A 25,778-nucleotide genomic window follows, 5' to 3' on the forward strand; every position below is an offset into this window, starting at 1 on the left:
TTTTCGCGCCATGGCGCTCATTCCAAATCCCAAGATCACCCGCCGCGATGCGCTGGCTGGCGGCGCTGCCGCCGCTGCACTACTGGGCGCACCAGCACTGGCGACCGCACCGCCGCGGCGGCCCAACATTCTCTACATCATGGCCGACGACATGGGGTTTGCGGACCTCTCGTGCTATGGCCGCACGGACTATGCCACGCCGCGCATCGATGCGTTGGCGCGTGAGGGGCTGCGGTTTACCAGCGCCTATGCCAACTCCTGCGTGTGCACCGCGACGCGCGTGGCGCTGATCACCGGGCGCTATCAGTATAGGCTGCCAATTGGGCTGGAGGAGCCGCTGGCGGACCGCAAGGATGTGGGGTTGCCGGCCGGTGAGCCCACCCTGCCTGCACAGCTCAAAGCGGCGGGCTATGCCACTTCGCTGATCGGCAAGTGGCACCTCGGCAGCTTCCCCGCGTTCGATCCGCTGCAGAGCGGCTATGACCATTTCTGGGGCATCCGCAGCGGGGGCGTGGATTACTACACACACAAGGGTACTGACGGGAAACTCGATTTGTGGGACGGGCCGACCCCGGTGGAGCAGGCGGGCTACCTCACTGACATGATGGCCGAGCACGCGATTGCGGCGATCGGCGCGGGGGGCAAGCAGCCGAAGCCGTGGTTCATGAGCCTGCATTTCACCGCGCCGCACTGGCCGTGGGAAGCCCTGGGCGACGAGGCGGAATCGCGGCGGCTGGAAGCAGCCGGCCCGGGCGACGCGCTCATGCATTACGACGGCGGCTCGCTGGCGACCTATGCGAAGATGGTGACACGGCTCGACTATCAGGTGGGACGCGTGCTCGATACGCTGGCCGCTTCGGGGCAAGCGGACAATACCATCGTGGTCTTCACCAGCGACAATGGCGGCGAGCGGTTTTCGGCTACGTGGCCCTTCAGCGGGCGCAAGACCGAGCTGCTCGAAGGGGGGCTTCGTATTCCGGCCATCGTGCGCTGGCCGGGGGTGACGACGGCGGGTTCGACGAGCGACGCGCAAGTGATCTCTATGGACTGGCTGCCGACGTTTCTGGCGGCGGCGGGCGCGGCGCCGGATGCTGCGCGCAAGCCGGACGGGATCGATATCCGGCCCGCGATGGTGGGCGGAAGCCTGCCCGAACGCTCACTGTTCTGGCGCTACAAGAACCATGGCCAGCAGGCGGCGCGCAGCGGCAAATGGAAGTACCTCAAGATCGGAGAGCAGAGCTTCCTGTTCGACGTGGTCGCCGATCCGATGGAGCGCGCAAACCTGAAGGCGCGCGAGCCGGAAGTGTTCAAGGCGCTGGCGACCGCGTGGGCGGAATGGGACGAGACGATGCTGCCGCTGGATGCGAAGTCCTTCACGCATGGGATTACGGGGAAGAACCTCGCGGATCATTATGGGGTGGTGGACTAGAGCCCACTACTCCGGCGTGAAATCGCGCAGGCGCTCCACCGTCTTCGCATCCAGCCGCTTGATCAGCGCGACCACCAGATCGACCATCTGATCGAAATCGCGGCGGTTGATCACGCCGGTGTGAACGTGGGTGTAGCGCGCGGGGACAACGAGGTTCACAGTCGGCGCGCCGCCGCCGACGGTCTGCATTTCGGCGCTGTCGTCGCCGTAGCCCTGCACCAGATCGAGCTGGAGCGGGAGCTTGGCTGTGGCGGCAGTGTCCTTTACCAACGCGACCAGCTTGCGGTTGGGCAGCGCGCTGCTGTCATAGAGGAACATTCCGGGCCCTGCGCCGAGCTTGACCTGGCTTTCCTCTGCCTTCGCGCCGCCGGAATCGCCAACCACCCCGCCTTCGATGGCAATGCCGATGTCGGGCTTGATCAGCGCGGTGGACGCGCGCGCGCCGCGCAGGCCGATTTCTTCCTGCACGGTGGCGGTGAAGAACACCTGATTGGGATGGCCGCTGGCCTTGAGGCGCTCCATTGCGAGCAGGAGGACGGCGCAGCCGACGCGGTCATCCCACGCCTTGCCCGCATAGTTGCCGGTGCCGTTGAGTTCAAGGAACGGACTGTCGGGCACCACCGGATCGCCGGGCGAAAGGCCGAGCGCAGCGACCTCGGCAGCGGTCTTCGCGCCGACATCAAGGAACACGGCATCACGCTTGATCAGCACGCCGCGCTCGTCGGGGCCTGCGAGGTGGATATCGCGGATTGAGGTGACGGCATGGACCGGGCCCTTGCTGCCGAGGATGATCCAGCGCTGGCCGGCCAGTGCCTGATCGAGCCAGCCGCCCAGCATCTGCATGGTGAGGAAGCCATCAGGCGTTGCGCGGCGCACCACGCCGCCAAGCTCGTCCATATGGGCATCGAGCATGATCCTCGGCCCGCTGCTGCCCTGCCGAGCGATGACCGAGCCAAGGCCATCATAGCGCAGCTCATCGGCCAGCGGCTTCATCCGCTCGACCATGATCTTGCGGACTGGTTCCTCGAAGCCCGGAGGCCCGGCGGCATTGGAAAGATCGCGCAGCAGATCGGCGGTACGATCCTGCGCAGCGATCGGCGCGGCGAGGATCAGCCCGAGGGCAGTGGCGGCGAGGGAGAGGCGCTTCATGAGGAGGCTCCGAGGTGGGTTACTGGCTGTCCTGCGCAGCTTGGGCGGCGAGATACGCCGGGCGCGCTGAGCAGCGCTCCCAATAAGCGGCAATTTCCGGTGTGAACTTGTAGTCCAGCCCCAAGTCCTTCGCGAGGAGCAGGGCGTAGGCGGTGCAGATATCGGCCATCGTAAACCGCCCGGCGCAGAGCCAGTCCCTGCCTTCGAGCGCGCGGGTCAGGTGCTTCAGGCGCGAGAAGAACCACTGCGTGTAGTCGTCGGCGGCCTGCTTGAGCTTGCGCTCGTCGGGTTCGAAGCGGGTGTAGCGCAGGACGATGGTCTGCGGAAAAGTGAGCGTCGCCTCGCTACGATGGAGCCAGTCGAGCCAGAGGCCGTAGTCGGCCTCGTCCGGCGTGAGGGCCAGCGGCGTGGGGCCGTAGCGGGTGGCGAGGTATTGGGGGATGGCGCTGGATTCGGTCATCCGTGTTGCGCCATCCACCAGGAGCGGGATCGTGCCGAGGGGGTTCTGCTCGAGGTATTCTGGCACCCGCACGCGCGGGGGAAACGGGAGCATGTGGAGCTTGTAGGGCAGGCCCATTTCCTCAAGCGCCCAGAGTGCACGGAAGGAGCGGGCGTTGTGGCAGTGGTAGAGTTCGATCATCGGTTCAGATCAGGCCACGGCTGATGAGGCATTCCTGGACGGCGCGTTCGCCCATGTCGATGGCCGTGTTGGTGAAGGCACTGCCCGCCGCATCGGCATTGGCGATAGCGATGCGGCCGAAGGTCTGGCGGCCGAGGATGTGGGGCCGCTGTTCGTCCGGGATGTCCGGATCGCCCAGCGTGTCGTAGGTATAGGCGTAGCCGTGGGGCCAGCGGTTGACAGTGATCGCGGCGATATCGCGCGCGGCATTGAAACCTGCAGGCCCGAGCATGCGCTGGAGCTGCATGCGAATTTCGCGCTCGATCGTGGGATAATCCTCTGCCAGCATGGCAGCGCGGCCAAGACGGTTCTGCTCCTTGCGCGGCAGGCCCGGCTGATTGGGGTTGCGGGTCATGTGGATCACCACCGGCTCGTCCGGCGTCAAGGCGCTGGCATAGCCGCCGATATTCATCGGCGTGTCGAGCGAGGCGCCGATATGGTAGCCGTTGGGGGCGCTGATCGATTTGACGCCGAGCTTGGCCCAGGGGCGCCAGTTCTTCAGCAGCACGTTGGTGTATTGCATCGGCACCTTGGAGGCATAGTGCAGTGCCTCCTTCTGCGCGGCAGGCAGCGCGGGGACGATGAACGGGATGACCATGTTGAAGCAGGCCATGATGACGTTGGCCCCGGTGACGGCGATGCGCTTGCCATCCTTCACATAGACGACGCGCACGGCCTTTTCGGTGTTGCGCGTGACCTCGCCCACATGTTCGGCGCGGATCACCATGCTGGAGAGGCGGATGCGCGTCGGGTTCGCCGGGTTGTCGAGCGCAGAGTATGTTGCAGGCGCCAGGACGACGCTTTCCTGATCGAGCTTGCTGGAAGGGAAGACGCCCGGGACAAGGCGGCTGACCAGGAGGCGCGCGACAGTGGCGTTGCCGTCCGGCCAATGGAAATGCTGCGCTTCCGCCGTGATCTGCTCGGGCAGTTTCATGCCGGCAAACCCGGGCGAGCGGCCGCCGAGCGCGGCTTCCCATGCCGGCAGCGTATCGACGCGCTTGTTGTTGCGGAAATACTGGCCGAGGAAGTACGGCAGGCTTTCGGGCAGCATCTTCGCATGCTTCAGGAGATAGTCCTGATAGCTGATATGGCGCAGATACTGGGCCTTCGCCTCGGGCCCCATGTCCGGCAGGTAGTCTAGCTTGTCGGTGTAGATGCGCGTCAGGTCCGCGCGCACCGCAGGCGTCAGCGGGGCCTCGGCGAAGAACTGTGGCCAGGGCTTCTTGCCCGTGCCGGTGACGAGCTTGTCGGCAAGGAAGTGCTCCTTGTCGAAGAAGGTGGCCGAGCCGAGACCTTCGTAGGCCTTGGTTTCATAACGCTCGTAGCTGGTCAGATCGACGCCGAGATCGGCCATGAGCTTCTTCGAGGTGAAGCTGTAGGGGAACGGCGATTCAATGCTCATCGTGCCGCCGTAGGCAAGGATCGTGCGGCCCTCGTAGTGGAACTCGTTGCGCTTGGCGTGGCCGCCGAAATCGTCGTGGTTGTCGAGGATCAGGATCTTGCGGTCGTCACCGAGCGCCTGACGGTAGAAGTAGGCCGCCGAGAGACCCGAAATACCGCCGCCGACGATGACAAGGTCATAGTGCTCACCGCTGTCCTCGGCCACCACCGCGCCGCCATAGGCGCCGTCGCGCGCATCGTGCGCGGCCTCGAACGAGCCGGGATACTGGCCGCGCAGCCCCTGCTTGAGCGGGGGATAGTTCGCGGCGGCCGCATCCGCCGGAGCCGCCTGCGCCAGCGCAGCCGGTGCCGCCGCGAGCGCGGCGCCTGCGGCAACACCGCCGATGAAGTCACGCCGCGCGATGGGCAGATGGAGCCCCAGTTCCCGATCAGACCATTCGGCCATCCGCCGTCTCCCCTTGGCAAGCGGGTCTGGCAGCGCAGACCCTCGCCATGATTTGTAATCATCATCCGCCCTTGCGCAATCGTTCAAATTGCGGCCTCATCGCGAAGTGACGATCAGGAGACCGCCGATGCCCCGCCCGCTGCTTGCCGCCCTTGCCCTGCTACTTGCCGCTCCCGCTGCGGCACCCGTTATCGCCCAGGCACCGGCAAACCCGGCCGACACCTGCCGCAACGATCCCAGGTTCCGCGAGCAGGATTTCACGCTGGGCAGCTGGGACGTCTACACCGGCGACAAGAAGACCGACGAAGTGACGATGACCTTGATCCTCAACGATTGTGTGATCGAGGAGCACTGGAAGAAAACCGATGGGCGGCCCACCGGCAACGGCATCGGCCTGTTCAACTATTCGCGCCTGCTGGGATCGTGGGGCTATACCTGGGCGACCGACGACGGCGCGGCGACGGTCTTTCGCGGCAATCTCGTGAAGCCGGGCGAGATGCGCTACGTGACCGAGAAGCCTCTGCCGGGCGGCAAGGTGCGGCTGCGGCACTGGACGCTCTATGCCATGCCCGACGGCACGGTGCGCGAGCTGGCGATCGGCACCGAGGATGGCGGGGCGACGTGGACGACCGACTACGACCTCAAGTGGGTGCGCAAGAAATAGCGCGCGCCGTCAGCGACCCACGAAGAACGGCAGCGGGGCCCCTGCCCCGGCGTCGAAGGCCCGCCAGTCCTCGCCCAGCGCGGTGAGTGCGCTGGCGGCAATCTGGCTTTGCGTGAGGCACCCGCTTCCCGGCGCGGCGGCATGGACGCCGGGGCCGATGGCGGCGAGCCAGATCTGGTCCGAGCCGGGGAACCCTGCGGGATCGGCAATGGTGAACCCGGCTGGATCGAGCCGCACGGATTCGGCGCTGCCGTGTTCAGTCCAGGCAGCCCCCGGTGCGGCACCGCGGCCGTGGTCTGTCGTGACGATGAGCGTGGTCTTGCCGCGCCAGGCGGGATCGGCCTCGACCATGCGCCACAGTTCGGCGATGAAGTCGTCGTCGCGGTTGATTGCTTCGAGATAGTGCTCGTAGTGCCCCATATGCGCGAACTCGTCGGTATCACCGAGGCCGATGTAGAGCACGCGCGGCCCCTTTTCGCGCAGGGCATCCATCGCGCGGCGCATGACCGAGGTTTCGGTAGGATAGGCCCCGCCCAGTTCGGCATTGACCGGAACACCGCTGCGCTTGTCGTTGATGATGAAGGGAAAGACATCCCAGTTGCCATAACCGCGCACCTGTCCGGCAAAGCCCGGCCTGCGGTTCAGCCATTCGAAGAACGTCGTGTTGCGGTTCGGGATCTTGTCGTTGCTGGTGATCGCCGGATCGGCGCGGCCGGTGAAGATCTCGTTGTAGCCGGGGTAGGAGAACCACATCGCGTTGGTTACGGCCATGCACTGGCCCGCATCGCGATTGCCGGTGAGCACGCCGCCGCGCGCGGGCAGGCTGTGGAGGAACGGCATCAGATCTGCGCCGCGCTTCCACGATTTCTCGATGGCGTCCTTCATATCGGGATGCGTGAAGCGCTTGTCTGCCAGCAGGGCAGCATCGGGTCCGCGAAATACCTCCTGCCAGCGCGTGCCGTCCATGGTGACGAGGATCAGGCGCTGGTCATTGGCAGGGGCTTCCGCGCGGGCAAGCGCTGGGGCCAACAGCACGAGCAAGGCCATCAGGAATGCACGCATCGCCACTCTCTCCCGCATCAGAACCGCCGCCCTACGCGCAAGCTGATGAAACGCGGGCGCAAGGGATAGACCACGATCGAGCCCGGACCGCAAATCGTGATCGAGCAAGTCGCGCCGCGGCTCTGCTGCGCGCGCTTGTCGCCGACATTCTCGACAGTGAGCGAAGCCGACCAGTTCTCGCGGCTCACCCCTGCTGACAGATCGACCGTGGTGTAGGTCGGCTGGTGCCCAATGAGGCGCGCTTCTTCAACCTCGAGCGCGGAAGTGACCGAGGACTGATGGAAGGCTGCCGCCTGTACGAACGCATCAAGCATGCCCATAGCGAATTCATAGCGGGCCAGCGCGGAGACCTTGAAGCGCGGTGAGCCCGAGAAACGCGTCCCTGCCGGCGCGCGCAGCGCATTGGCATTGCCCGAGGGGCTCGGGATCGTGCAGTCGAACGCCGAATTGGTATACTTGCAAAGGTCGGTGGTGATCACCGCATCGACCAGCGTGCCCGAGGCCTGGAACGAGAGGCCGCGCGCCGGCCGCACGGTGAGGTCTGCCTCGACCCCCTTCGAGCGCGCCCGGCCGGCATTGACGATATCCGTGATCCCGTTCTGGTCGCTCGTCACCGCAAACTGCGCCTGGGTGAGCTTTTCGAGGAACACCGCGCCGTTGAACAGGACCTTGCCGTCGAGCCAGCTGGTCTTCCAACCGATCTCGTAATTGGTCAGCTTCTCCACCGCATACGGCGGCGCGGTGGGGCGGCGGTTGATGCCGCCGGGGCGGAAGCCGGTCGACCACGTGGCGTAGAGGAGCTTGCCCGGCGCTGCCTTCCAGCTGAGATTGAGCTTGTGCCGCACGCCCGAGCCGGTCGCCTTGGTGTTGATGTTGTCGCAGGGGCGCTGAGTGCCATAAGCGCCCACGGTCCCCGGGAAACACAGCGCCTCGCCCACCGCCGAGCGCGTGCCATTGAAGCCGAAGAAGCCGACCACGCCGTTGTCGTACTTGTAGCCGCGCAGGCCCGCCGTCAGCGTAAGCGCGGGAACGATATCGAGCGCGGCTTCGGCAAAGGCGGCATAGTCGCGGTCAGTGCGGAACTGGATATTGGCGTAGTTGACCCCCGGCAGCCCGGTGACCGACTGCGCATCGGCGAGGTTCGGCACGGTGTAGAGATTGCGCCAGTTGTTGGTCTGGCGCTGGTAGAACAGCCCCGCAACGATCCTCAGCCGGTCGGTGGAGGGCGACGCAAGACGCAGTTCGTGGCTCTGCTTGGTGAAGTGCTCGTTCTGGCTCACCGTCTGCGCCGGGTTGATCAGATTGCCGGCATTGTCCTTGAAATTGTTTCCGAAATAGTCGGGCGAGCTGGCGTAGTAGGTATCGTAGAGATAGGCATAATCAGAATAGTCCGAGGTATATTCGGCGGTGCGCTCGAAATAGGCCCCGGCGTAGGTCAGGTCGAAGGTGCCGACCTTGCCCTCGATAGCGAGGCTGGCCTGCGCCCACTTGTCCTGCTGCCTTTCGGGGAAATAGCGGCTGGTCTTGAGGTCCCCGCGCGAGGGTTTGTAGGCGAACGTGCCGTTCGAGGTCTGGTGCTGGCCGATACCGGTGAGCGTGGCGGTCCAGTTGTCGTCGAGATCGACTTTCAGCGCCGCGCGGCCACCATAGGCCTCGATCGAGTTCTGGTCGGCACCCACCAGCGCCTTGTTGTCGCGCACGATGCCCGAGGTGGGATAGGTCTCGCCCCGTGGCGCGCGGATGTTGTCGATATAGCCGCCGTCGTATTGGTAGAAGCCCACCACGCGCAGCGCCACCCGGTTGGACAGGGGCACGTTGATGTAGCTCTCGGCAATGCCGCCAGCCTTGCCGTGCGCCACGGTGTTAAGCGTGAGGTCGGCCGAGCCTGAGAAGCCACTGGTGCTGGGCTTGTTGGTGATGATCCGCAGGGTGCCCGCCTCGCTGCTCGCGCCGAACAGCGTGCCCTGGGGGCCGGAAAGCGCCTCGACCCGCGCGATATCATAGATATGGACATCGACCGTCGAGCCGATCGTCGTGACCGGCTGCTCGTCGAGATAGACGCCCACGGTCGGCAGCGAGCCGGTCGACAGACGGTTTCCGTTGGAAAGGCCGCGGAAATAGACTTCCGCCTGTCCGGGCCCATAGCTCGAAAAGGACAGGCTCGGCAGGAACTTGGCGTAGTCGTTGAAATTGCGCACGTTGCGCGTCTCCAACGCCTCGGTGGTCAGCGCCTGGATCGATAGCGGAACATCCTGCAGCTTCTCGGTGCGCTTCTGCGCGGTGACGACAATCTCGCCAGCGGCGGCGGCGGTGTCTGCCTCCCCCGCGACTTGCGCGTGAAGCGGCGCCGCCAGCGCCAGCGCCGTCAGCGATACACCCCAAGTTCCGATCTTCGTCCTGCTCATCGCCGCCAGCCCCTCCAGGGTTCCTGCGGCTCTAGTTAGCCGCGATGACGGCGAGATTACAGACGTGTTTGGCGTTGCGCCGGGCGATGATGTGGGGCCATGTGGGCGTGAATGGCGCGATGGAGACGACAGGCGATGATCAGGAGCTTTCTGGGCGCGGCGGCGATGCTGGGGGTTCTGGCTGGCCAGGCCCGCGCGGCCGAACCGGCGCCGCGCGCGGATCAGCTACTGTTTCGCGAGTTGTTCCGCGAGCTGGTCGAGACCGATACCTCGGTTGCGACCGGAAGCTGCACCGCACTTGCAGAAAAGATCGCGCTGCGGTTTCAGGCGGCGGGCTTTGCCGAGGCTCAGATCACGCTGTTCAAGGACGAGGCCTTCCCGCTCGACGGGGGGCTGGTGGTCACCGTGCCGGGCACTTCGCGCAAGGCGAAACCGATGCTGCTGCTGGGCCATATCGACGTGGTCAACGCGCGGCGCGAGGACTGGGTTCGTGATCCCTTCCAGTTCATCGAGGAAGGCGGGTACTTCTACGGGCGCGGAACATCGGACATGAAAATGCTCGATGCGATCTGGATCGACACGCTGATCCGCATGAAAGCCGATGGCGTGAAGCCGAAACGCACGATCAAGCTGGCGCTGACCTGCGGGGAGGAATCCGGGGCGCGGATGAACGGGGCGCAGTGGCTGGCGGAGCACCGGCCCGACCTGATTGCGGCCGAATTCGCGCTCAACGAGGGCGGCCGCGGCGAGACCGACGGGCACGGCAAAGTGCTCAGCCAATCAATGCAGATCGGCGAGAAGTCCTATCGTAACTTCGAGCTGCAGACGACCAATCCAGGCGGGCACAGCTCGGTGCCGGTGGATGACAATGCGATCTACGAAATGGCGGATGCGCTGCAGCGGGTGCGCGCGCTGAAGTTTCCGGTTCGCTTCAACGATACGACGCGCCGCTACTTCGCCGTCGTGGGCGCGGCGCGCCGGGATGCGCTGGGGGCGGCGATGGCTCAGCTGGCGGCGGACCCGGCCGACAAGGCAGCCGAGATGGCGGTTTCTGCGGACCGCACGCTCAACGCCATGCTGCGCACGACTTGCGTGGCCACGCTGCTGGAGGCTGGTCATGCCAGCAATGCCCTGCCGCAGCGCGCCAAGGCGACGATCAATTGCCGCATCGTGCCCGGCGAGGACGAGGATACCACCCGCGCGGCGCTGGTGAGCGCGATCGGCGATGCCAAGGTGAGCGTGACGCGGACCGGCCGCGTGCGCCCTCTCGCCGTGCCGCCGCCGCTCGATCCGCGCATCATGGGCCCGGCCGAAAAGCTCGCTGCGCGCTACTACCCGGGGGTGCCGCTGGTGCCGGCGATGATGACCTGGGCCACGGATGCCACCTATCTCGGGCCGCTGGGAATTCCGACCTATGGCGCGCCGGGGCAGCTGTTCGATCCCGACGGCAACGGTCTCCACGGGCTCGATGAGCGGCAATCGGTGCAATCGGTCTACGTGGCGCGCGACTACCTCTATGATCTCGCTAAGGTCTACGCGGCGCAGGAGTGACCTAGGGCTGCACGAGCAGATTGCCGGTATGGCCGCCGGCGAAGAGCATCAGGAGCGCCTCGGCGAAGTGGTCGATACCTTCGACCACGTGTTCGGGGAGGTTCACCTTGCCATCACGCATAAGGGCCGCGATCTCCGCCTTGGCTTCGCCGAAGCGCGCGGCGTAGTGGGTGACGACGAAGCCCTTCATCATCGCGTTGCGCTCGGCAAGGCGCAGGTAGAGCCGGGGGCCGCGCACGTTGCCGAGATCGGAATATTGCGAGATCGCCCCGCAGATCGCGATGCGGGCATTGGCCGGAGCAAGGTTGTCGAGCGCGATGTCGAGCAGTTCGCCGCCGACATTGTCGAAGAACACATCGATGCCGCCGGGCGCCGCCGCGCGCAATTCGGCGTCGACATGGCCGGCCTTGTAGTCGATCGCGTAATCGGCGCCGAGCTTTTCGGTGACGAAGCGGCCTTTCTCCGGCCCGCCGGCAATGCCGATCACGCGCGCGCCGTGCGCCTTGGCAAGCTGCACCACCATCGAGCCCACCGCTCCGGCAGCGCCCGAGACCAGCACGACATCGCCTGCCTTGACTTCGGCGACCGCGATCAGCCCAACCCAGGCAGTGAGGCCGGTAGTGAGGCCAAGCGGACCAACGAAATCGCGAGGCTGAAGGCTGTTGGAGAGATCGAGCTTGGTAAGCGCGGCGGCAGGCATCAGCGCATGGGTCTGCGCCGAGAGCGGGCCAAAGACCCAGTCCCCAACGACCAGCGCGTCGCTGGCGCTCTCGACCACCTGCCCGACGCCGAGCGCACGGATCGTGGAGCCGAGGTCGGCCGTCTCATGGAAGCTGCCGGGGGTAAGCGTGGTGCGGATCCACGCGTCCATCGAGAGCGTATCGACCCGGACGAGCGCGTGTCCCTCGGGCACAGACGTGATCTCGACATCCTCGATCCCGAAATCCTCGAGCAGCGGCAGCCCTTCGCGGTATTGCCGGAGGAAAACGCGGCGATTGGTGTGCGGCATGGTCGGGCTCCCTGGTCAGGGTAAGAGGGCTAGGTGGCGGTGCCCGCCCCCGCCATTGCCATTTTGACTAGCGCAGGCATGCCTCGAGGTGCAGGTCCGCCCCTTGCCGATGCGGCTAGGACAGCGCAGACTGGACGCCTGATCACAAACGAGGGCGGATTATGCGCACCGGGATTGTTTGGCTCGCTGCCGGATGCGAGGCGCTCTGCACGGGGGCCGCCGCAGCACAATCGGTGCAGGATGCGGGCACCCTGCTCGGCCGCATTCTCGGGCCTGCGACGACGAGTACCGCGCCGAACACTGCGACCGCCCCGCCGCCCGATGTGACCAGCGCCGAAGCGAGCGGCGGGCTCAAGCTTGCGCTGGGCAAGGCGGCCGAACGGGTTGTCGCCCAGCTTGGAAGGCCGGGCGGCTTTGCGGGCGACCCCAAAGTACGGATCGGTCTGCCCGGCGCACTTGGCAAACTTGACGGGCTGTTTTCAGCGCTCGGCCGCGCCGGGGTAACCGATGACCTCTCGGGCAAGCTCAACGCCGCCGCCGAAGGGGCGGTGGGCAAGGCACTGCCGCTGCTCAAGACCGCGATCACGCGCATGACCGTGACCGACGCACTCGGCATCGTCACCGGTGGCGACACCTCGGCCACCGACTACTTCCGCCGCACGATGGGCCCGGACTTGCAGTGGGCGATGACCCCGGTGGTCGCAAGATCGCTGTCGGGCGTGAAGGCTTTCCAGGCGCTTGATCGCCTTACCGCGCGGAGCAGCCTGCTGGGCGGACAGTTTGGCGCGAAGGATCTGACCGGCTATGTCACGGAGAAGGCCAGCGACGGCGTGTTCCTATATCTCGGCGAGCAGGAACGCGCCATCCGCGCGAACCCGCTGGGCACGGGCAGCAAGCTGATCGCGAAAATCTTCGGGCGGAGGTAGCCCCTAGCCCACCTTGCGCTGGTTCGCGGCCGGATCGAGCGGCGGCGGGAGCGTGGACTTGATCGCCACGGCGGCGATGCGGCCATCCTCGTCAAGCTGGAGGGGCTGCGAGAATTCGACACCCATGCGATCTTCGCTCGCCCAGCGGCAAGTGGCGGTGACCGAGTGGCCATCCGAAAGCTGGATGCGGAAGATCGTACCCGACGGCACGTTCCACAGCCCCTCGATCAGCGCGCCGGTAAGCGACATGTTGCGCACCGTGCCATTGTAGCGGTGCCCGCCGTGATCGAGCACCACCCGGCGCAGCATGGCCTGGCGCGCGGCGCGGGCCGAGCGGGGGCCGCGGGCGATGGCGATGAGGCCGGTGGCAAGGCGCGTCGAGGTGTTCTCCGCCGAGAGCGGACGCTCGTAGATATAGCCCTGGATGTGACTGCAGCCGAGCATGCGCACGAGATCGAGCTCGTCGAGAGTCTCGACGCCTTCCGCAGTGGTTTCCATGCCGAGCGCTTCGGCGAGGCTCACAATCGAGGCGATGATCGCGCCGTTGCGGCTGCCCGGCTGCGTTGCGCCACGCACGAACGACTGGTCGATCTTGATCTTGTCGAACGGCGCGCGCTTCAGATAGCCGAGCGAGGAATAGCCTGTGCCGAAATCGTCCAGCGCGAGGCGCACCCCGATGCCCTTGAGCGCGCGGAACATCCCTTCTGTCGCGGTGTCATCACCCAGGAACACGCTTTCGGTGATCTCGAGTTCGAGCCGGTCGGCATCTACCTCGGCAGCGGCAAGCGCGCTGGTGATCATCGCGGGCAGCGCCGGGTTGGCGAACTGGAGCGGCGAGACGTTGACCGCGACGCGCACGTCCGAAGGCCAGTTGGCGAGGTCCTGGCAGGCGGTGCGGAGCGCCCATTCGCCGATCGTGACGATAAGGCCCGCGTCTTCGGCGATCGGCACGAACTTGGCAGGCGAGATGAAGCCATGCTTCGGGTGGTTCCAGCGCAGCAGTGCCTCGAAGCCGGTGATCCGCTCGGTCGCGGTCTGCACCACGGGCTGGTAGTAGAGTTCGAGGTCGCCGTGAGTGATCGCGTCGCGCAGATCCTCTTCCAGATGGCGCCGCTCCTCGGCATCGCTGTGGAGATCGGCGGCATAGAAGTGATAGCGCCCTCGCCCACCATCCTTGGCGGCGTAGAGCGCAAGATCCGCATTGCGGATCAGCGCCTCGCTGGTCACTCCGTCATCGGGCGCAATCGCGATGCCGACCGAGGCGCCGATCATCACACGGCTGCCATCGATCGAATAGGCCTGGGACAGCTGCTCGATGATCCGTTCGGCCAGTTGCGCAAGCTGCTCGCGCGCGATCTTGCCGACGAGAATGACCTGGAACTCGTCACCGCCGAGCCGGCCTACCCGGCCCACCGTGCCAATCACGCGCTCCAGCCGCTGCGCCACCTGCTTGAGCAGCGCATCGCCTGCCGGATGGCCGAGCGTATCGTTGACCTGCTTGAAGCGGTCGAGATCAAGCAGGAACACCGAACAGTTGCGGTTTTGCGCGTTAGGCGCGGTGAGGATCTTCTCCAGCGTCTGCGACATCTGGAAGCGGTTTGAGAGGCCGGTGAGCGAATCGAAGTGCGCCAACCGCGAGGCATGCTCCTGCGAGCGGCGCTTTTCGGTGAGATCGGTTCCCGAGCCGCGGAAGCCCTGGAAGTTGTTGAAGGCATCGTAGGTCGGCCGTCCGGTCACCGACCACCAGCGTTCCTCGTCCATGACCGCGGCGCGCACGGCAAGTTCGCTGAAGCTGGAGCGGGCGGACAAGTGGAAGGCCAGCGTGCGCTCGCCTTCGCCCGCCTGCTCGGACAAGTTGAACAGCTCGGCAAAGGGGCGGCCGAGAAAGTCCTCGACATCGCGGCCCAGCACGTCGGCAACGGGGCGCGAAAGGTATGTAATCAGGCCGCGCCGGTCGGTTTCCCAGAACCAGCCCTGGCCGGTCTCTTCATAGTCGGCGAGGATTTCCTCGGCGCGGGTCTGGATGCGGACGCCCTCCTCCACCGCGAGCCGCAGCCGGAGGTCGATCTCGCGCTGACGCAGATAAGCCGCCACGGCAATAACCCCGCCAACGATGAGCGAGGTGATCCCGCCGGCAAGGCTCGTGACCCAGGTCACGCCCGACCAGATCGCCACCTCGGCCGTGAGCATGCCGGCAAGGCGGCCTGATTCGGTCACCGTGGCCAGCAGCGAGATGGTGACGAGCAGCGCCAGCGCCTGAACCCATGGCACCACGCCTCCGACCGCCCAGAGCCCGATGGCGACGCCGTAGATGAACAGCGGCACGCCGATCGAAGCGGACATCAGCGCCATTCGCACCAGGGTCGAGTGCTCGCGGCTTTCCTCATATGCCGAGGTGAAGCGGGCGACGAACAGCAACGCGGCGGCGAGCAGCGCCAGCACCGGAGAAATGATCGGCCGGAATGACCAGTTGGCGATGGCTAGGCCAAGCACGCCTAGCACCATCGGCAGCGCCATGTGCGGCCATTCACGCGCGATCAGCCCGCGCCCCGGACCGGTGCCGAACAGGAACGCGGCCCCCGCCACGTCCCCCCGGCTCACCGGCGCGGTCGGCACGCGATCGCGCCGACGCTGCGTCCGCGCGAAATCGCGCGCACCGCGTGTCGGCTCGGCCTGTGGCTCGACCTGGACCCCGGGTAAATCGTTCATGGTGTTCAATTGCGCTTAACTGCTTTGAGAAACCGTTAAACCGCGCCGATTTGGGGGCTGATTTTTCGCGGAATTCCCAAGGTTTTCTTTTGCTCGGGGCCCGAGGGTGCTAGGGGCCGCAGCGAGCTGCTGTTTTGCATGATCGCCAAGGATTTCGCGTGCCCACGACTGCAAGCTTTTCAATGATCGGAGTTGCCGGACGGCGCCTGCGCGTGGGCCAGTGGCATGCCCCCGGGACCGAAACCGCCCCCGAACGCGGCAAATCAGGCGTGCCCGGGCGGCGTCCGCTGGTGATCCTGAGCGGCATCGGCATGAACATGGAAATGCTGGAACCCATCGCCTGCCGCATGCCCGGCCGCCGGATCGTGAGTTTCGATATGCCCGGGATCGGCCAGTCGCCAGATCCGATCTTCCCCTACACCATCCCGCACATGGCGCTGACGCTCGCCGCGCTGCTTGACCGGCTGCGGATCGATGCGGTCGATCTGCTCGGGATCAGCTGGGGCGGCGCGGTGGTGCAGCAGTTCGCCTTCCAGCACCGCGCGCGCACCGGCAAACTGGTGCTTGCGGCGACCTCGGCGGGGGGAACGATGATCCCGGGCAATCCCTCGCTCGTGAGCCAGATGCTTGATCCGATGGAATATTCCGTCGAGAAAACCCTGCGCCGCAACCTCGCCATGCTCTACAACGGCGGCGGTGCCGACCGGGTCTCGCTCAATGCCGCGACAGCCCCCTCACCGCTCGGCTGGAGCTGCCAGCTCGCTGCCTTTGCGGGATGGAGCAGCGCCGCGTTTCTGCCACTGCTGGGCATGCCAGTCATGGTGATGGCCGATGCCGACGATCAGCTGATTCCGCCCGCCAATGCTCATTTCCTGCACAACGCGATCCCCGGAAGCAGGCTGGAATTGACCGAAGGCGGCGGGCACCTGTTCATGTTTTCGCGGCCCGACGCCTTCATCGTGCCGCTGACCGGATTCCTCGACGGGCCGGGCTGAGCGACGCGGGCGTTGACCCGGCGGCCAAGCTCTGACTTAATCGGGCGGTTAAAAGCCGCGCCACTCCTGTTGAGTCGGACGCGCGCTGCCTAGAGGAGCCTGCCGATGCCAGCTTATGACCTCATCATCCGGGGCGGTACGATCGTGGACGGCACCGGCCGACCGCGCTTTACCGGCGACGTCGCGGTGAAGAACGGCCTGATCGCCGCCGTGGGCCGGGTGTCCGGCAGCGCCGCGCGCGAAATCGACGCCGCGGGCAAGGTCATCGCGCCCGGCTGGGTCGATATCCACACGCACTACGACGGGCAGGCGACCTGGGACCAGGAAATGGCGCCAAGCTCGTGGCACGGCGTGACCACGGTCGTGATGGGCAACTGCGGCGTGGGCTTCGCACCCGCCGCGCCCGACCGGCACGAGTGGCTGATCGGGCTGATGGAAGGCGTCGAGGACATTCCCGGCACCGCGCTCGCCGAAGGGCTGAAGTGGGACTGGGAGAGCTTCCCCGAGTATCTCGACGCGCTGGAGCGGCTGCCGCGCAGTGTCGATGTGGCAACGCACGTACCGCACGGCGCGGTGCGCGCCTATGTGCTGGGAGACCGCGAGAAGCCGGGCGCGGTCCCGACCGACGAGGATATCGAGGCCATGTCCGCGATTGTCGAGGAAGGCCTGCGCGCCGGCGCGCTGGGCTTTTCGACCAGTCGCACGGTGATCCACAAGTCGATTGACGGCGAAGTCGTGCCCGGCACGACCGCCACTGCCGAAGAGCTGATCCGCATCGGCCGCGCCATGGGCCGGGTGGGCCATGGCGTGTTCGAAATGGCCAGCGACATGAAGCGCGAATGGGACGAGTTCGGCTGGATGGGTGCGCTGAGCCGCGAGACTGGCATGCCGGTGACCTTCGCCGCGCTGCAGTCGATCGCCAAGGAACTGCCGCTGTCCGAACAGATCGCGGAAATGACCCGCCAGAACGCGGCGGGCGCCAATATCGTCGCGCAGATCGCGCTGCGCGGCAACGGCATCGTGATGAACTGGCGCGGGACGGTGCATCCCTTCCTGTTCCGCCCCTCGTGGGCCGCGGTCGCGGCAATGCCGTGGGAGGACCAGCTGGCGCACCTTGCCGATCCGGTCTTCAAGAAGATCCTGCTCTCCGAGGCCAATGCCTATCCGGACAGCGACATCGTGCACCTCTACCGCGTGATCGGCGAAGGCTGGGCGAACCAGTACGAAATGGACGGCAGCTTCGACTACGAGCCGCAGGCCGAAGCGAGCATTGCCGCACGCGCTGCGGCTGCGGGCGTCTCGCCCGAAAGCTATGCCTATGATCTGATGCTGGCCGATGGGGGCACCGGGTTCATCTACCTGCCGATCCTCAACTATGCCGACGGAAACCTCGATTTCCTCGAGGAACTCCAGGCGCGCGAGGACTGCGTGAATTCGCTGTCCGATGGCGGCGCGCATTGCGGGACGATCTGCGATGCGGCCTCGCCCACCTTCATGCTCCAGCACTGGGTGCGGGACAGGAAGCGCGGCAGGCGGCTCAGCCTCGAGCAGGCGATCAAGCGCCAGTGCCATGATACCGCGCGGCTCTATGGCATGAACGACCGCGGCGTGATCGCCCCGGGGGCGCTGGCGGATATCAACGTGATCGACATGGAGGCGCTCAGGCTGGGCAAGCCGTGGCTGGCGTTCGATCTGCCCGCGGGCGGCAAGCGGCTGCTGCAGAAGGCCGACGGCTATGTCTACACGATCAAGTCGGGCGAAGTGACGTTCGAGAACGGGACCTGGACCGGCGCGGTGCCGGGCGTGCTCGTGCGCGGGCCGCAACAGGCCGAAATGCTGGAGGCCGCAGAATGACCATTGCCGCAATCCGTATCGGCGCCCCTGCGACGCTCGACAGCCTGCACCTCGATCACCTGCCGGACTGCGGCGATCCAGGCCCGGGCGAGATCCGCGTGCGACTGCGCGCCTCCTCGCTCAATTTCCACGATTTCGCGGTGGTGACGGGGATGCTCCCCGCCGCCGCAGGGCGCATTCCGATGTCGGACGGCGCGGGCGAAGTCGTGGCGGTGGGCGAAGGGGTGACGGCTTATGCGCCCGGCGACCTCGTCGTATCGACCTTTTTCACCAACTGGGACGACGGTACGCCCCCCGCCACCGCCTTCACCACGGTGCCCGGCGACGGGATCGACGGCTATGCGCGCGAGGAGATCGTGGCGCCGGCTGGCTGGTTCACTCGCGTGCCCAAGGGCTATTCCTGCGCCGAAGCGGCAACGCTGACCTGCGCGGGGCTGACCGCATGGCGCGCGCTGTTTGCCGATGGTACGGTCAAGCCCGGCTCGACCGTGCTGGTGCAGGGCACCGGCGGCGTTTCGATCTTCGCGCTGCAGATGGCCAAGGCCGCAGGCGCGCGGGTGATCGCGACGAGCTCGTCCGATGCCAAGCTGGAGCGGCTCAAGGCTCTGGGGGCCGACGAACTGATCAATTACAAGGCCGAGGCGGCCTGGGGCCTCAAGGCGCTGGAACTGACCGGCGGCCAGGGCGTTGATTGCGTAGTCGAAATCGGCGGCGCGGGCACGCTTGACCAGTCGATGATGGCCTGCCGCGTGGGCGGCCATGTCGCTCTGATCGGCGTTCTGGCGGGCTTTGCCGGCCCCGTGCAGACCGCGCTGCTCATGGCCAAGAACCTGCGCGTGCAGGGGCTGACTGTGGGCAGCCGCGCGATGCAGCTCGACATGATCGCCGCGATCGAGGCCACCGGCATCCGTCCGGTGATCGACAGCCACTTCCCGCTCGCCGACCTTGCCGGCGCGTTTCGCCATCAGGCGAGCAATACGCACTTCGGCAAGATCGTCGTCGATATCTAAGCTCAAGCGGCCCGGCGCAGCACAGTCGCGCCGGGCTTTGCCGTGCTTGCCAACGCGAAGCGTCCGACAAGGGCGGCCATGCGGTCGGCCTCACCGGCCATGTTTCGCGAGGCTGCGGTGGCCTGCTCGACCATGGCAGCGTTCTGCTGCGTCATGACGTCGAGTTCGCGCACGGTCTCGCGCACCTGGCCGATGTTGGTGGCCTGTGCACTGGCCGCGCTGGCGATGTTGCTGGCAAGGCCCGCGATCTCGCCAACCTTGCCGACGATTTTCGCGAAGGTATCGCCGGTCTGCCCGACCAGCGCGACGCCGCGCTCGACCTGCACCGCGCTCTGGCCGATCAGCGTCTTGATATCGAGCGCAGCCTCGGCGCTGCGCTGGGCAAGCGCGCGCACCTCGTTGGCGACGACTGCGAAGCCCCGGCCCGCATCTCCGGCGCGCGCCGCCTCGACCCCGGCGTTGAGCGCGAGGAGATTGGTCTGGAAGGCGATCCCGTCGATCACGGCAATGATCTTGCCGATCTCCTGCGCCGAATCGTGAATGTCGGTCATTGCCTGCACCGCCTGATCGACCACGCCGCCGCCGGCGCGCGCATCGCTGTTGGCTTCCTGCACGGAATCATGGAGATGCGCCGCATCGCCGGCCGTACTGCCGACACTGCCCGCGAGCGATGTCATCGCGGCTGAGGCTTCCTCTAGGCTTGCGGCCTGCTTTTCGGTGCGCCGCGCAAGATCGTCTGAGGCCTGGCGGATTTCCTGCGCACCCATGTCGACTGCCTGCGAGGTCTGCGCAACATCGCCGAGCGCGGAGCCGACCTGACCGCGCATGGTTTCGAAATCCCGCTGGATTGCTGCATATTCGGGCGGCAGATCGCCAAGCGGCGTGCTGAAGTCGCCGTCAGTCATGCGCCGGAGCGCGGCGCCGAGCGCGCCGATCACGGCCTGGCGGCGCTCTTCCTCGACCGCGAAGTAAGTCTCCACCGCGATTTCCATGTCGAGCAGCGCCATCTTGACGAGCGTGGCAATCCGCCGGGCACGGCGGCGGGCGAGCGGACCCGCCATGACCGCAATGATCGGCGCGAGCACGCTGGCATAGGCGCCGATATACCACTGCGGGGCGAGGCCGATCCGGGCGTGGACCTTGCCGACTTTCTCGGCACGCGCGAAATAGGCCTCGTTCGCACCACCGGAAAAAAGCGCCTGCCAGTGCTCGATCTGCTTGGCGCGGGCCGAGGCCATGGCCGATTTGGAGCTGAAATGCCGAGCGGTTTCGGGCGTCGCGCCGATGCGTTCGTAAAGCCCATCGAGCGCCTTGGGGCCATGGCGGGCCACAACTTTGCCGATGCCGGCGAAATCGGCCCGATCGTCAGGCCCGATCGAAAAGAACGCCAGTTTGCTGGCAATGTCGCGCGTATCCATCGTGGTCGTCCTGTTCTGGAAACAACCACATTGGAGTATCGTAACAATCTCTGGCTTCACTGAAGGCCGGACTAGGTGTCAATCCCGAGTCAAGCGCGCCTGACACGGCTGCGCAAGGGGTACGCCCACACTCACACCCGCATCGGCATCAGCACATAGAGCGCGGGCGACTTGTCGTCCTTGCGAATCAAGGTCGGCGCGCCCGCATCGGCGAGGTGCAGTTCGACCAAATCGCCGTCGATCTGGCTGAGGATGTCCTTGAGATAATTGGCATTGAAGCCGATCTCGAAGCCGGCAGCGCGGTATTCGGCGGCAATTTCTTCGGCCGCGGTGCCGTTCTCGGGGCTGGTGACCGAGAGCGTGACCTTGTCGTTTTCCAGCGCCATCTTGACCGCGCGGGTCTTTTCGGTGGCGATCGTGGCAACGCGGTCGACGCCTTCGAAGAAGCTGCGCGGATCGAGGCGGAGCAGCTTGTCGTTGCCGGTGGGGATGACGCGGCTGTAATCGGGGAACGTGCCGTCGATGAGCTTGCTGGTGAGCACGACGCCGTGTTCCCCGCCCAGGGTGAAGCGCACCTTGCTGGCGGAAAGATCGACCAGCACTGCGGTATCGAGCACGTCTTCGAGCAGCTTGCGCAGTTCGCCCACGCATTTGCGCGGCACGATCACATCGGGCATGCCTTCCGCACCGTCTGGCCGGGCGATGGTATAGCGCGCGAGGCGGTGGCCGTCGGTCGCCGCCGCCTTGAGCACCGGATGGGCTTCATCAGCGACATGCAGGAAGATGCCGTTGAGGTAGTAGCGCGTTTCCTCGGTCGAGATGGCAAAGCGCGTACGGTCGATGAGCTCGGCAAGCGTGCGCGCGGGCACTTCGAAGCTCGTCGGCAGGTCGCCCTCGACGATCATGGGGAAATCGTCGCGCGGCAACGTGGGCAACTGGAAGCGGCTGCGCCCGGCCTTGACCACCATGCGACCATCCGCCGTATCAAGACTGACCTGGCTGCCATCGGGCAGCTTGCGCGCGATATCGAACAGGAGATGCGCCGAAACGGTGATCGCGCCGGCGCGCTCGACCTCGCGAGCGGGCATGGATTCGACGATCTGGAGATCGAGGTCGGTCGCCATGAGGCGCACCGTGCCATCGGCCGAAGCCTCGATCAGCACGTTCGAGAGGATCGGAATGGTGTTCCGCCGCTCGACCACCGATTGCACATGGGACAGGCAGCGTAGCAAGGTCGCGCGTTCGATCGTGGCCTTCATTCTCGTCTCGTGTCCCCTGCCCCGACCGGGCCCCGACTGGGACCCGACAGGGCCGTGTCAATGGCACCCCCACACGCGTGGAATCGCGGGCAAGGATGGGTTGTTTCTGGACCATCTTCCTTAACGCGCGCCCCGCCACGGGCAAGCGCAAGCCGCACCGCGAGCCGCGAAGCTGTGCATAAATGACGCGAATGTGGTGCGGCGGTTCGCGAGCGTCAGTCGAGCACGCGCTGCGCGTCGAACATCTGCGCAGTGGCGGCGATCCAGGCGGTAATCAGGCCCCAGCCAACCGGGGTGACCTTGGCCGGATCGCGGCCATCCTCGGCCAGTGCATTGGCGACGCGCCTGAGGTCCCCTTGCGTCACCTGTGTGGCCGGGTTGTTGGCATTGCCGGGGCCGATATCGAGCGCCTTGTCGATCAGCGCGGAGGGAATGCCTTCCGCCTTGAGCCGGGTATCAAGCCCGTCGCGCGCCATGCGGCCAAGCGCATAACCGAAGTAGGCCTCGCGCTCCTTGTCATTGAGGAACTGGTCGGCAGCGCAGCGCTCGACAATCGTGCGCAGCGCATCGAGCGCGGGCTTGCTCTTCTCGGCATCGAGCGTGAGCATGGTATCGGCAAGCTGCGCATCGAGCCCCTCGGGCGCAGCGATCACCGCGCAGGCAAGCGCCTGCGGAGCGCGTGCCAAAGCCGCACCCGGGACGGCGGCGAGAGCGCCGGCAAGCGCAAGGAGCCCGAAGGCGCGCATCGCGATCAGGACAGCATCGCCATGCCGCCGTTCACATGCAGCGTCTGCCCGGTCATGTAGCCCGCATCGCGGCTGGCGAGATAGGCGACCGCCGCACCGATGTCAGTCCCCTCACCCATCCGGCCCATCGGGATGCGCGCATTGAGCGCGTCCTTCTGCGCATCGGGCAGCACGTCTGTCATCGCGGTGCGGATGAAGCCCGGGGCCACGCAGTTCACCGTGATGCCGCGCGTGGCGAGTTCCTGCGCAAGGCTCTTCGACATGCCGACTAGGCCGGCCTTGGCAGCGGCATAGTTCACCTGGCCCGGATTGCCGGTAGCGCCGACCACGCTGGTGATCGTGATGATGCGTCCAAAGCGCGCCTTCATCATCGGCTTGGACGCGGCGCGCATCAGGCGGAAAGCGGCTTCAAGGTTCACGCGGATCACCGCGTCCCACTCCTCGTCCTTCATGCGCATCGCAAGGTTGTCGCGCGTGATCCCGGCGTTGTTCACGAGGATGTCGATCTTGCCCAGCGTATCGATCGTTGCGGGCACGAGGTGCTCGACCTGCTCGGTATTCGAGAGGTCGCAGGTAATCTCGACGTGGTCGTGACCGTAGGTGTCGTTCAATTCCTCTCGGAAGGAGCGCAGTTTGGACGGGTTGGTTCCCGACAGCGCAAGGCGGGCGCCCTGCTTGGCAAGGGCGTGGCTGATCGCGGAACCGATGCCGCCGGCGGCGCCGGTGACGAGGGCGGTCATGCCGGTGAGATCAAACATCCTGTTCTCCTTTTTCATGTTTCACGCGGAGACGCGGAGGCGCGGAGGGGTTTGAGGGGCGATAGTCGTTTACAACTCGCCGTATCCCTTCCTTCATCGTGGCTCCACCAAAATTGAGCAGCAGCCCGACGGGCTGCTGGAGCAAACGCAAGTAGGTGAGCAATTGCTTCCCATGCACAGGCTGAAGTGTTTCAACCGATTTGATTTCGACGACAAGGCAGTCTTGCACGACAAGATCAGCCCTGAAGGCGCCTGGAAAATGTAGGCCATCGAATTCGATATCGATCGCGCGCTGGCGTTCGACTTTCAAGCCAGCCCGAATAAGAACACCCGCCAGAACGACCTCGTACACTGACTCAAGCAAGCCGGGTCCAAGCCGCTTGTGCAAACGGATCGCTGCATTGACGATCTCGGCGCTGACCTCGTCAATTTCCATTCTTTCTCCGCGCCTCCGCGTCTCCGCGTGAAACCGACTTCAAAGATCCCGCGCAAAAGCCTCGATGTCGGCCATCGAGACAAGGCTGGCAACGGATACATCGCTCGCCGTGCGGCCGATCATCGGGCCGACGACCTTGCCGCCGAGTTCGACGAACTGTTCCACGCCCGCAGCGCCGAGCGCGAGCATGCTTTCGCGCCAGCGGACGCGGCCGGTGACTTGTTCGACGAGGAGGCGGCGGATCTCGGCTGGGTCTGTTGCGGGGGCGGCGGTGACGTTGGCCACGAGGGTGATGCGCAAGGGCCCCGGTGGAGTGCGCTCCAGTGCTTCGGTCATGGCGTCGGCGGCAGGCTGCATCAGCGGGCAATGGAACGGGGCGGAGACGGGCAGCAGCATGCCGCGCTTGATGCCATGCTCCTTGACCATGGCGACCGCACGTTCGATCGCGGCGCGGTGGCCGGAAAGGACGACCTGGCCGGGATCGTTGTCGTTGGCAACGGTGCAGACTTCGCCCTCCGCAGCGGCGGCGGCGAGCGCGGTGGCCTTTTCGATATCGGCGCCGAGCAGCGCGCACATCGCACCCTCGCCCACCGGCACGGCAGCCTGCATCACCGCGCCGCGCAGGCGCAGCAGGCGGGCGGTGTCGGCAAGGTTGAACGAGCCGGCGGCGCAAAGCGCGGTGTACTCGCCCAGGCTGTGGCCGGCAACGAACGCCGCCTTGTCGGCCAGCACGAGGCCGCCTTCCTTCTCGAGCACGCGCAGCACGGCGATGGCATGAGCCATGATCGCGGGCTGGGCATTGGCGGTGAGAGTGAGCTCGTCCTCGGGCCCTGCGGTCATCAGCGCGAAGAGCTTTTGCTCCAGCGCGTCATCGACTTCCTGAAACACTTCCCGCGCTGCGGAACTGGCGGCGGCGAGTTCTGCGCCCATGCCGACTTTCTGGCTACCCTGTCCCGGGAAAACGAATGCTCGCACCAACCCTTTGTCCTCCGTCCATCTGCGTGGAACGAGCGCGCCTAGTCGCAGACGGGCGCCACCTCAAGGGCCGAAGGGCACAATCCTGTTGGCGATATCATGGCCGATATCGGCGCGGCCGAGGTAGGGAATGGCGCTACGCCCGCACCAGTCGCGGGCGATGGCCACGGCGTCAGCCCCGAAAGGAACGTCGTTTTCGGGCACCTCGCTGATCCGGCCGAGCCTGAGGCCGGCGATGCCGGAGAGCTGCGCGGTGAGGTGAAAGAACAGGCGGTCGACGGCGTAGAGATGCTCGGAGACCTCCTCGACCATCACGACATGGCCCGCCAGATCCGGCATCAGCGGCGTGCCGCAGAGCATGGCGAGCGTGGTGAGATTGAACGCGGCACGGGGGTGGCCATCACGCGCGGGCTCCTCACCCGTGCGGTCACCGGCGAGCCAGCGCATGCTGCGAAGAACTGCCTCGGCTCCGCCTGCGCGGCGGATATCGCCCGGCATTGGCGCGTGGACCTGGCGCCCGATGCCCGCGCGGGCGAGCGCGCCGAGCATGTAGCCGGTGTCGGAATAACCAAGATAGGCCTTGGCCCGCGCCGCCGCGCCAAGCTGCCCCATGGCGGCTGCGGCAATTCGGTTCGATCCGTAGCCGCCGCGCGCGAACCACACGGCGTCGAACGAGGGATCGTTCGCGCATTCGATAAAGGCAGCAAGGCGCTGCGCATCGCTGCCGGCGAAATGACCCGCTTCCAGAAAGCACTGCGGATGGAAGCTCAAGGCCACGCCCGGGACCGTTTGCGCAAGGGCACGCACCGCGGCGGCATCCGCGTGCGTGATCGAGCGGGCGGGCGCGCAGATGGCGATCCTTGGCATGCGCCCTACCTAACCCGGTTGCGCTCGGGCA

General features: G+C 66.1%; 21 protein-coding genes. 7 read left to right on the forward strand and 14 right to left on the reverse strand.

Features of this window, described 5'->3' with window-relative positions; translation table 11 throughout:
• Nucleotides 1-10: 10 nt before the first annotated feature.
• Entirely contained in the window at nucleotides 11-1,429 is a 1,419-nt protein-coding gene (locus WCL10_RS04825) for a sulfatase-like hydrolase/transferase (RefSeq protein ID WP_336894495.1), read from the forward strand.
• A gap of 6 nt (nucleotides 1,430-1,435) precedes the next feature.
• On the opposite strand, the gene WCL10_RS04830 is transcribed toward WCL10_RS04825, so the two are convergent.
• From WCL10_RS04830 to WCL10_RS04840, 3 genes are read right to left on the reverse strand one after another with little or no spacing between them, the layout of a single operon-like run.
• Nucleotides 1,436-2,578, reverse strand: a complete 1,143-nt coding sequence (locus WCL10_RS04830) for a M42 family metallopeptidase (protein ID WP_336894496.1) — start codon at nucleotides 2,576-2,578, stop codon at nucleotides 1,436-1,438.
• Nucleotides 2,579-2,597: 19 nt separating this feature from the next.
• Nucleotides 2,598-3,218 carry a glutathione S-transferase family protein gene (locus tag WCL10_RS04835; RefSeq protein WP_336894497.1) on the reverse strand — a complete coding sequence of 207 codons (621 nt, stop codon included), beginning with the start codon at nucleotides 3,216-3,218 and terminating at the stop codon, nucleotides 2,598-2,600.
• A gap of 4 nt (nucleotides 3,219-3,222) precedes the next feature.
• Entirely contained in the window at nucleotides 3,223-5,103 is a 1,881-nt protein-coding gene (locus WCL10_RS04840) for an FAD/NAD(P)-binding protein (RefSeq protein ID WP_336894498.1), read from the reverse strand.
• Nucleotides 5,104-5,230: 127 nt separating this feature from the next.
• On the opposite strand from WCL10_RS04840, the gene WCL10_RS04845 reads away from it, so the two are divergent.
• Nucleotides 5,231-5,767 carry a hypothetical protein gene (locus WCL10_RS04845; protein ID WP_336894499.1) on the forward strand — a complete coding sequence of 179 codons (537 nt, stop codon included), beginning with the start codon at nucleotides 5,231-5,233 and terminating at the stop codon, nucleotides 5,765-5,767.
• 9 nt (nucleotides 5,768-5,776) lie between these two features.
• Here WCL10_RS04845 and WCL10_RS04850 read toward each other — a convergent pair whose 3' ends face one another.
• Nucleotides 5,777-6,829: a hypothetical protein gene (locus WCL10_RS04850; RefSeq protein ID WP_336894609.1), complete on the reverse strand. Its 1,053-nt coding sequence runs from the start codon at nucleotides 6,827-6,829 to the stop codon at nucleotides 5,777-5,779.
• A gap of 17 nt (nucleotides 6,830-6,846) precedes the next feature.
• Nucleotides 6,847-9,234, reverse strand: coding sequence for a TonB-dependent receptor (locus WCL10_RS04855; RefSeq protein WP_336894500.1), 2,388 nt, complete (start codon nucleotides 9,232-9,234; stop codon nucleotides 6,847-6,849).
• A gap of 135 nt (nucleotides 9,235-9,369) precedes the next feature.
• Between WCL10_RS04855 and WCL10_RS04860 the strand changes: the two genes are divergently transcribed.
• Entirely contained in the window at nucleotides 9,370-10,785 is a 1,416-nt protein-coding gene (locus WCL10_RS04860) for a M20/M25/M40 family metallo-hydrolase (RefSeq protein WP_336894501.1), read from the forward strand.
• 1 nt (nucleotide 10,786) lies between these two features.
• On the opposite strand, the gene WCL10_RS04865 is transcribed toward WCL10_RS04860, so the two are convergent.
• Nucleotides 10,787-11,794 (reverse strand): NADP-dependent oxidoreductase, encoded by a 1,008-nt coding sequence (locus tag WCL10_RS04865; RefSeq protein WP_336894502.1) that lies wholly within the window; start codon nucleotides 11,792-11,794, stop codon nucleotides 10,787-10,789.
• Between the two features lie 161 nt (nucleotides 11,795-11,955).
• On the opposite strand from WCL10_RS04865, the gene WCL10_RS04870 reads away from it, so the two are divergent.
• Complete coding sequence (locus WCL10_RS04870; RefSeq protein WP_336894503.1) at nucleotides 11,956-12,720, forward strand: DUF4197 domain-containing protein; 765 nt, start codon at nucleotides 11,956-11,958, stop codon at nucleotides 12,718-12,720.
• A gap of 3 nt (nucleotides 12,721-12,723) precedes the next feature.
• Here WCL10_RS04870 and WCL10_RS04875 read toward each other — a convergent pair whose 3' ends face one another.
• Nucleotides 12,724-15,429, reverse strand: a complete 2,706-nt coding sequence (locus WCL10_RS04875; RefSeq protein WP_336894504.1) for an EAL domain-containing protein — start codon at nucleotides 15,427-15,429, stop codon at nucleotides 12,724-12,726.
• A gap of 158 nt (nucleotides 15,430-15,587) precedes the next feature.
• Here WCL10_RS04875 and WCL10_RS04880 point away from each other — a divergent pair, with 158 nt between their 5' ends.
• From WCL10_RS04880 to WCL10_RS04890, 3 genes are all read left to right on the forward strand, one after another.
• Nucleotides 15,588-16,424, forward strand: a complete 837-nt coding sequence (locus tag WCL10_RS04880) for an alpha/beta hydrolase (RefSeq protein WP_336894505.1) — start codon at nucleotides 15,588-15,590, stop codon at nucleotides 16,422-16,424.
• Nucleotides 16,425-16,529: 105 nt separating this feature from the next.
• Nucleotides 16,530-18,278, forward strand: coding sequence for a D-aminoacylase (locus WCL10_RS04885; RefSeq protein ID WP_336894506.1), 1,749 nt, complete (start codon nucleotides 16,530-16,532; stop codon nucleotides 18,276-18,278).
• A gap of 2 nt (nucleotides 18,279-18,280) precedes the next feature.
• Entirely contained in the window at nucleotides 18,281-19,288 is a 1,008-nt protein-coding gene (locus tag WCL10_RS04890; RefSeq protein WP_336894610.1) for an NAD(P)-dependent alcohol dehydrogenase, read from the forward strand.
• A 2-nt stretch (nucleotides 19,289-19,290) separates the two neighbouring features.
• On the opposite strand, the gene WCL10_RS04895 is transcribed toward WCL10_RS04890, so the two are convergent.
• From WCL10_RS04895 to WCL10_RS04925, 7 genes are all read right to left on the reverse strand, one after another.
• On the reverse strand, nucleotides 19,291-20,706 hold the full coding sequence (locus WCL10_RS04895) for a methyl-accepting chemotaxis protein (protein WP_336894507.1): 1,416 nt from the start codon (nucleotides 20,704-20,706) through the stop codon (nucleotides 19,291-19,293).
• Between the two features lie 131 nt (nucleotides 20,707-20,837).
• Entirely contained in the window at nucleotides 20,838-21,965 is a 1,128-nt protein-coding gene (gene dnaN / locus WCL10_RS04900) for a DNA polymerase III subunit beta (protein WP_336894508.1), read from the reverse strand.
• Between the two features lie 215 nt (nucleotides 21,966-22,180).
• Entirely contained in the window at nucleotides 22,181-22,651 is a 471-nt protein-coding gene (locus WCL10_RS04905; RefSeq protein WP_336894509.1) for a hypothetical protein, read from the reverse strand.
• A 65-nt stretch (nucleotides 22,652-22,716) separates the two neighbouring features.
• Nucleotides 22,717-23,469: a 3-oxoacyl-[acyl-carrier-protein] reductase gene (fabG, locus tag WCL10_RS04910; RefSeq protein WP_336894510.1), complete on the reverse strand. Its 753-nt coding sequence runs from the start codon at nucleotides 23,467-23,469 to the stop codon at nucleotides 22,717-22,719.
• Nucleotides 23,462-23,905 (reverse strand): GxxExxY protein, encoded by a 444-nt coding sequence (locus WCL10_RS04915; protein ID WP_336894511.1) that lies wholly within the window; start codon nucleotides 23,903-23,905, stop codon nucleotides 23,462-23,464. The genes fabG and WCL10_RS04915 overlap by 8 nt, the downstream gene beginning before the upstream one ends.
• A gap of 39 nt (nucleotides 23,906-23,944) precedes the next feature.
• Nucleotides 23,945-24,880, reverse strand: a complete 936-nt coding sequence (gene fabD / locus WCL10_RS04920) for an ACP S-malonyltransferase (protein ID WP_336894512.1) — start codon at nucleotides 24,878-24,880, stop codon at nucleotides 23,945-23,947.
• A 63-nt stretch (nucleotides 24,881-24,943) separates the two neighbouring features.
• Complete coding sequence (locus WCL10_RS04925; RefSeq protein ID WP_336894513.1) at nucleotides 24,944-25,747, reverse strand: LD-carboxypeptidase; 804 nt, start codon at nucleotides 25,745-25,747, stop codon at nucleotides 24,944-24,946.
• Nucleotides 25,748-25,778 lie beyond the last annotated feature (31 nt).

It is taken from the genome of Novosphingobium sp., from assembly GCF_037133355.1.
Taxonomy (GTDB): Bacteria; Pseudomonadota; Alphaproteobacteria; order Sphingomonadales; family Sphingomonadaceae; genus Novosphingobium.

Bases quoted from the DNA above. Each gene is read 5' to 3' on its own strand.
- WCL10_RS04825 (WP_336894495.1), top strand. From the start codon at position 11: ATGGCGCTCATTCCAAATCCCAAGATCACCCGCCGCGATGCGCTGGCT.
- WCL10_RS04830 (WP_336894496.1), bottom strand. From the start codon at position 2,578: ATGAAGCGCCTCTCCCTCGCCGCCACTGCCCTCGGGCTGATCCTCGCC.
- WCL10_RS04835 (WP_336894497.1), bottom strand. From the start codon at position 3,218: ATGATCGAACTCTACCACTGCCACAACGCCCGCTCCTTCCGTGCACTC.
- WCL10_RS04840 (WP_336894498.1), bottom strand. From the start codon at position 5,103: ATGGCCGAATGGTCTGATCGGGAACTGGGGCTCCATCTGCCCATCGCG.
- WCL10_RS04845 (WP_336894499.1), top strand. From the start codon at position 5,231: ATGCCCCGCCCGCTGCTTGCCGCCCTTGCCCTGCTACTTGCCGCTCCC.
- WCL10_RS04850 (WP_336894609.1), bottom strand. From the start codon at position 6,829: ATGCGTGCATTCCTGATGGCCTTGCTCGTGCTGTTGGCCCCAGCGCTT.
- WCL10_RS04855 (WP_336894500.1), bottom strand. From the start codon at position 9,234: ATGAGCAGGACGAAGATCGGAACTTGGGGTGTATCGCTGACGGCGCTG.
- WCL10_RS04860 (WP_336894501.1), top strand. From the start codon at position 9,370: ATGATCAGGAGCTTTCTGGGCGCGGCGGCGATGCTGGGGGTTCTGGCT.
- WCL10_RS04865 (WP_336894502.1), bottom strand. From the start codon at position 11,794: ATGCCGCACACCAATCGCCGCGTTTTCCTCCGGCAATACCGCGAAGGG.
- WCL10_RS04870 (WP_336894503.1), top strand. From the start codon at position 11,956: ATGCGCACCGGGATTGTTTGGCTCGCTGCCGGATGCGAGGCGCTCTGC.
- WCL10_RS04875 (WP_336894504.1), bottom strand. From the start codon at position 15,429: ATGAACGATTTACCCGGGGTCCAGGTCGAGCCACAGGCCGAGCCGACA.
- WCL10_RS04885 (WP_336894506.1), top strand. From the start codon at position 16,530: ATGCCAGCTTATGACCTCATCATCCGGGGCGGTACGATCGTGGACGGC.
- WCL10_RS04895 (WP_336894507.1), bottom strand. From the start codon at position 20,706: ATGGATACGCGCGACATTGCCAGCAAACTGGCGTTCTTTTCGATCGGG.
- dnaN (WP_336894508.1), bottom strand. From the start codon at position 21,965: ATGAAGGCCACGATCGAACGCGCGACCTTGCTACGCTGCCTGTCCCAT.
- fabG (WP_336894510.1), bottom strand. From the start codon at position 23,469: ATGTTTGATCTCACCGGCATGACCGCCCTCGTCACCGGCGCCGCCGGC.
- WCL10_RS04915 (WP_336894511.1), bottom strand. From the start codon at position 23,905: ATGGAAATTGACGAGGTCAGCGCCGAGATCGTCAATGCAGCGATCCGT.
- WCL10_RS04925 (WP_336894513.1), bottom strand. From the start codon at position 25,747: ATGCCAAGGATCGCCATCTGCGCGCCCGCCCGCTCGATCACGCACGCG.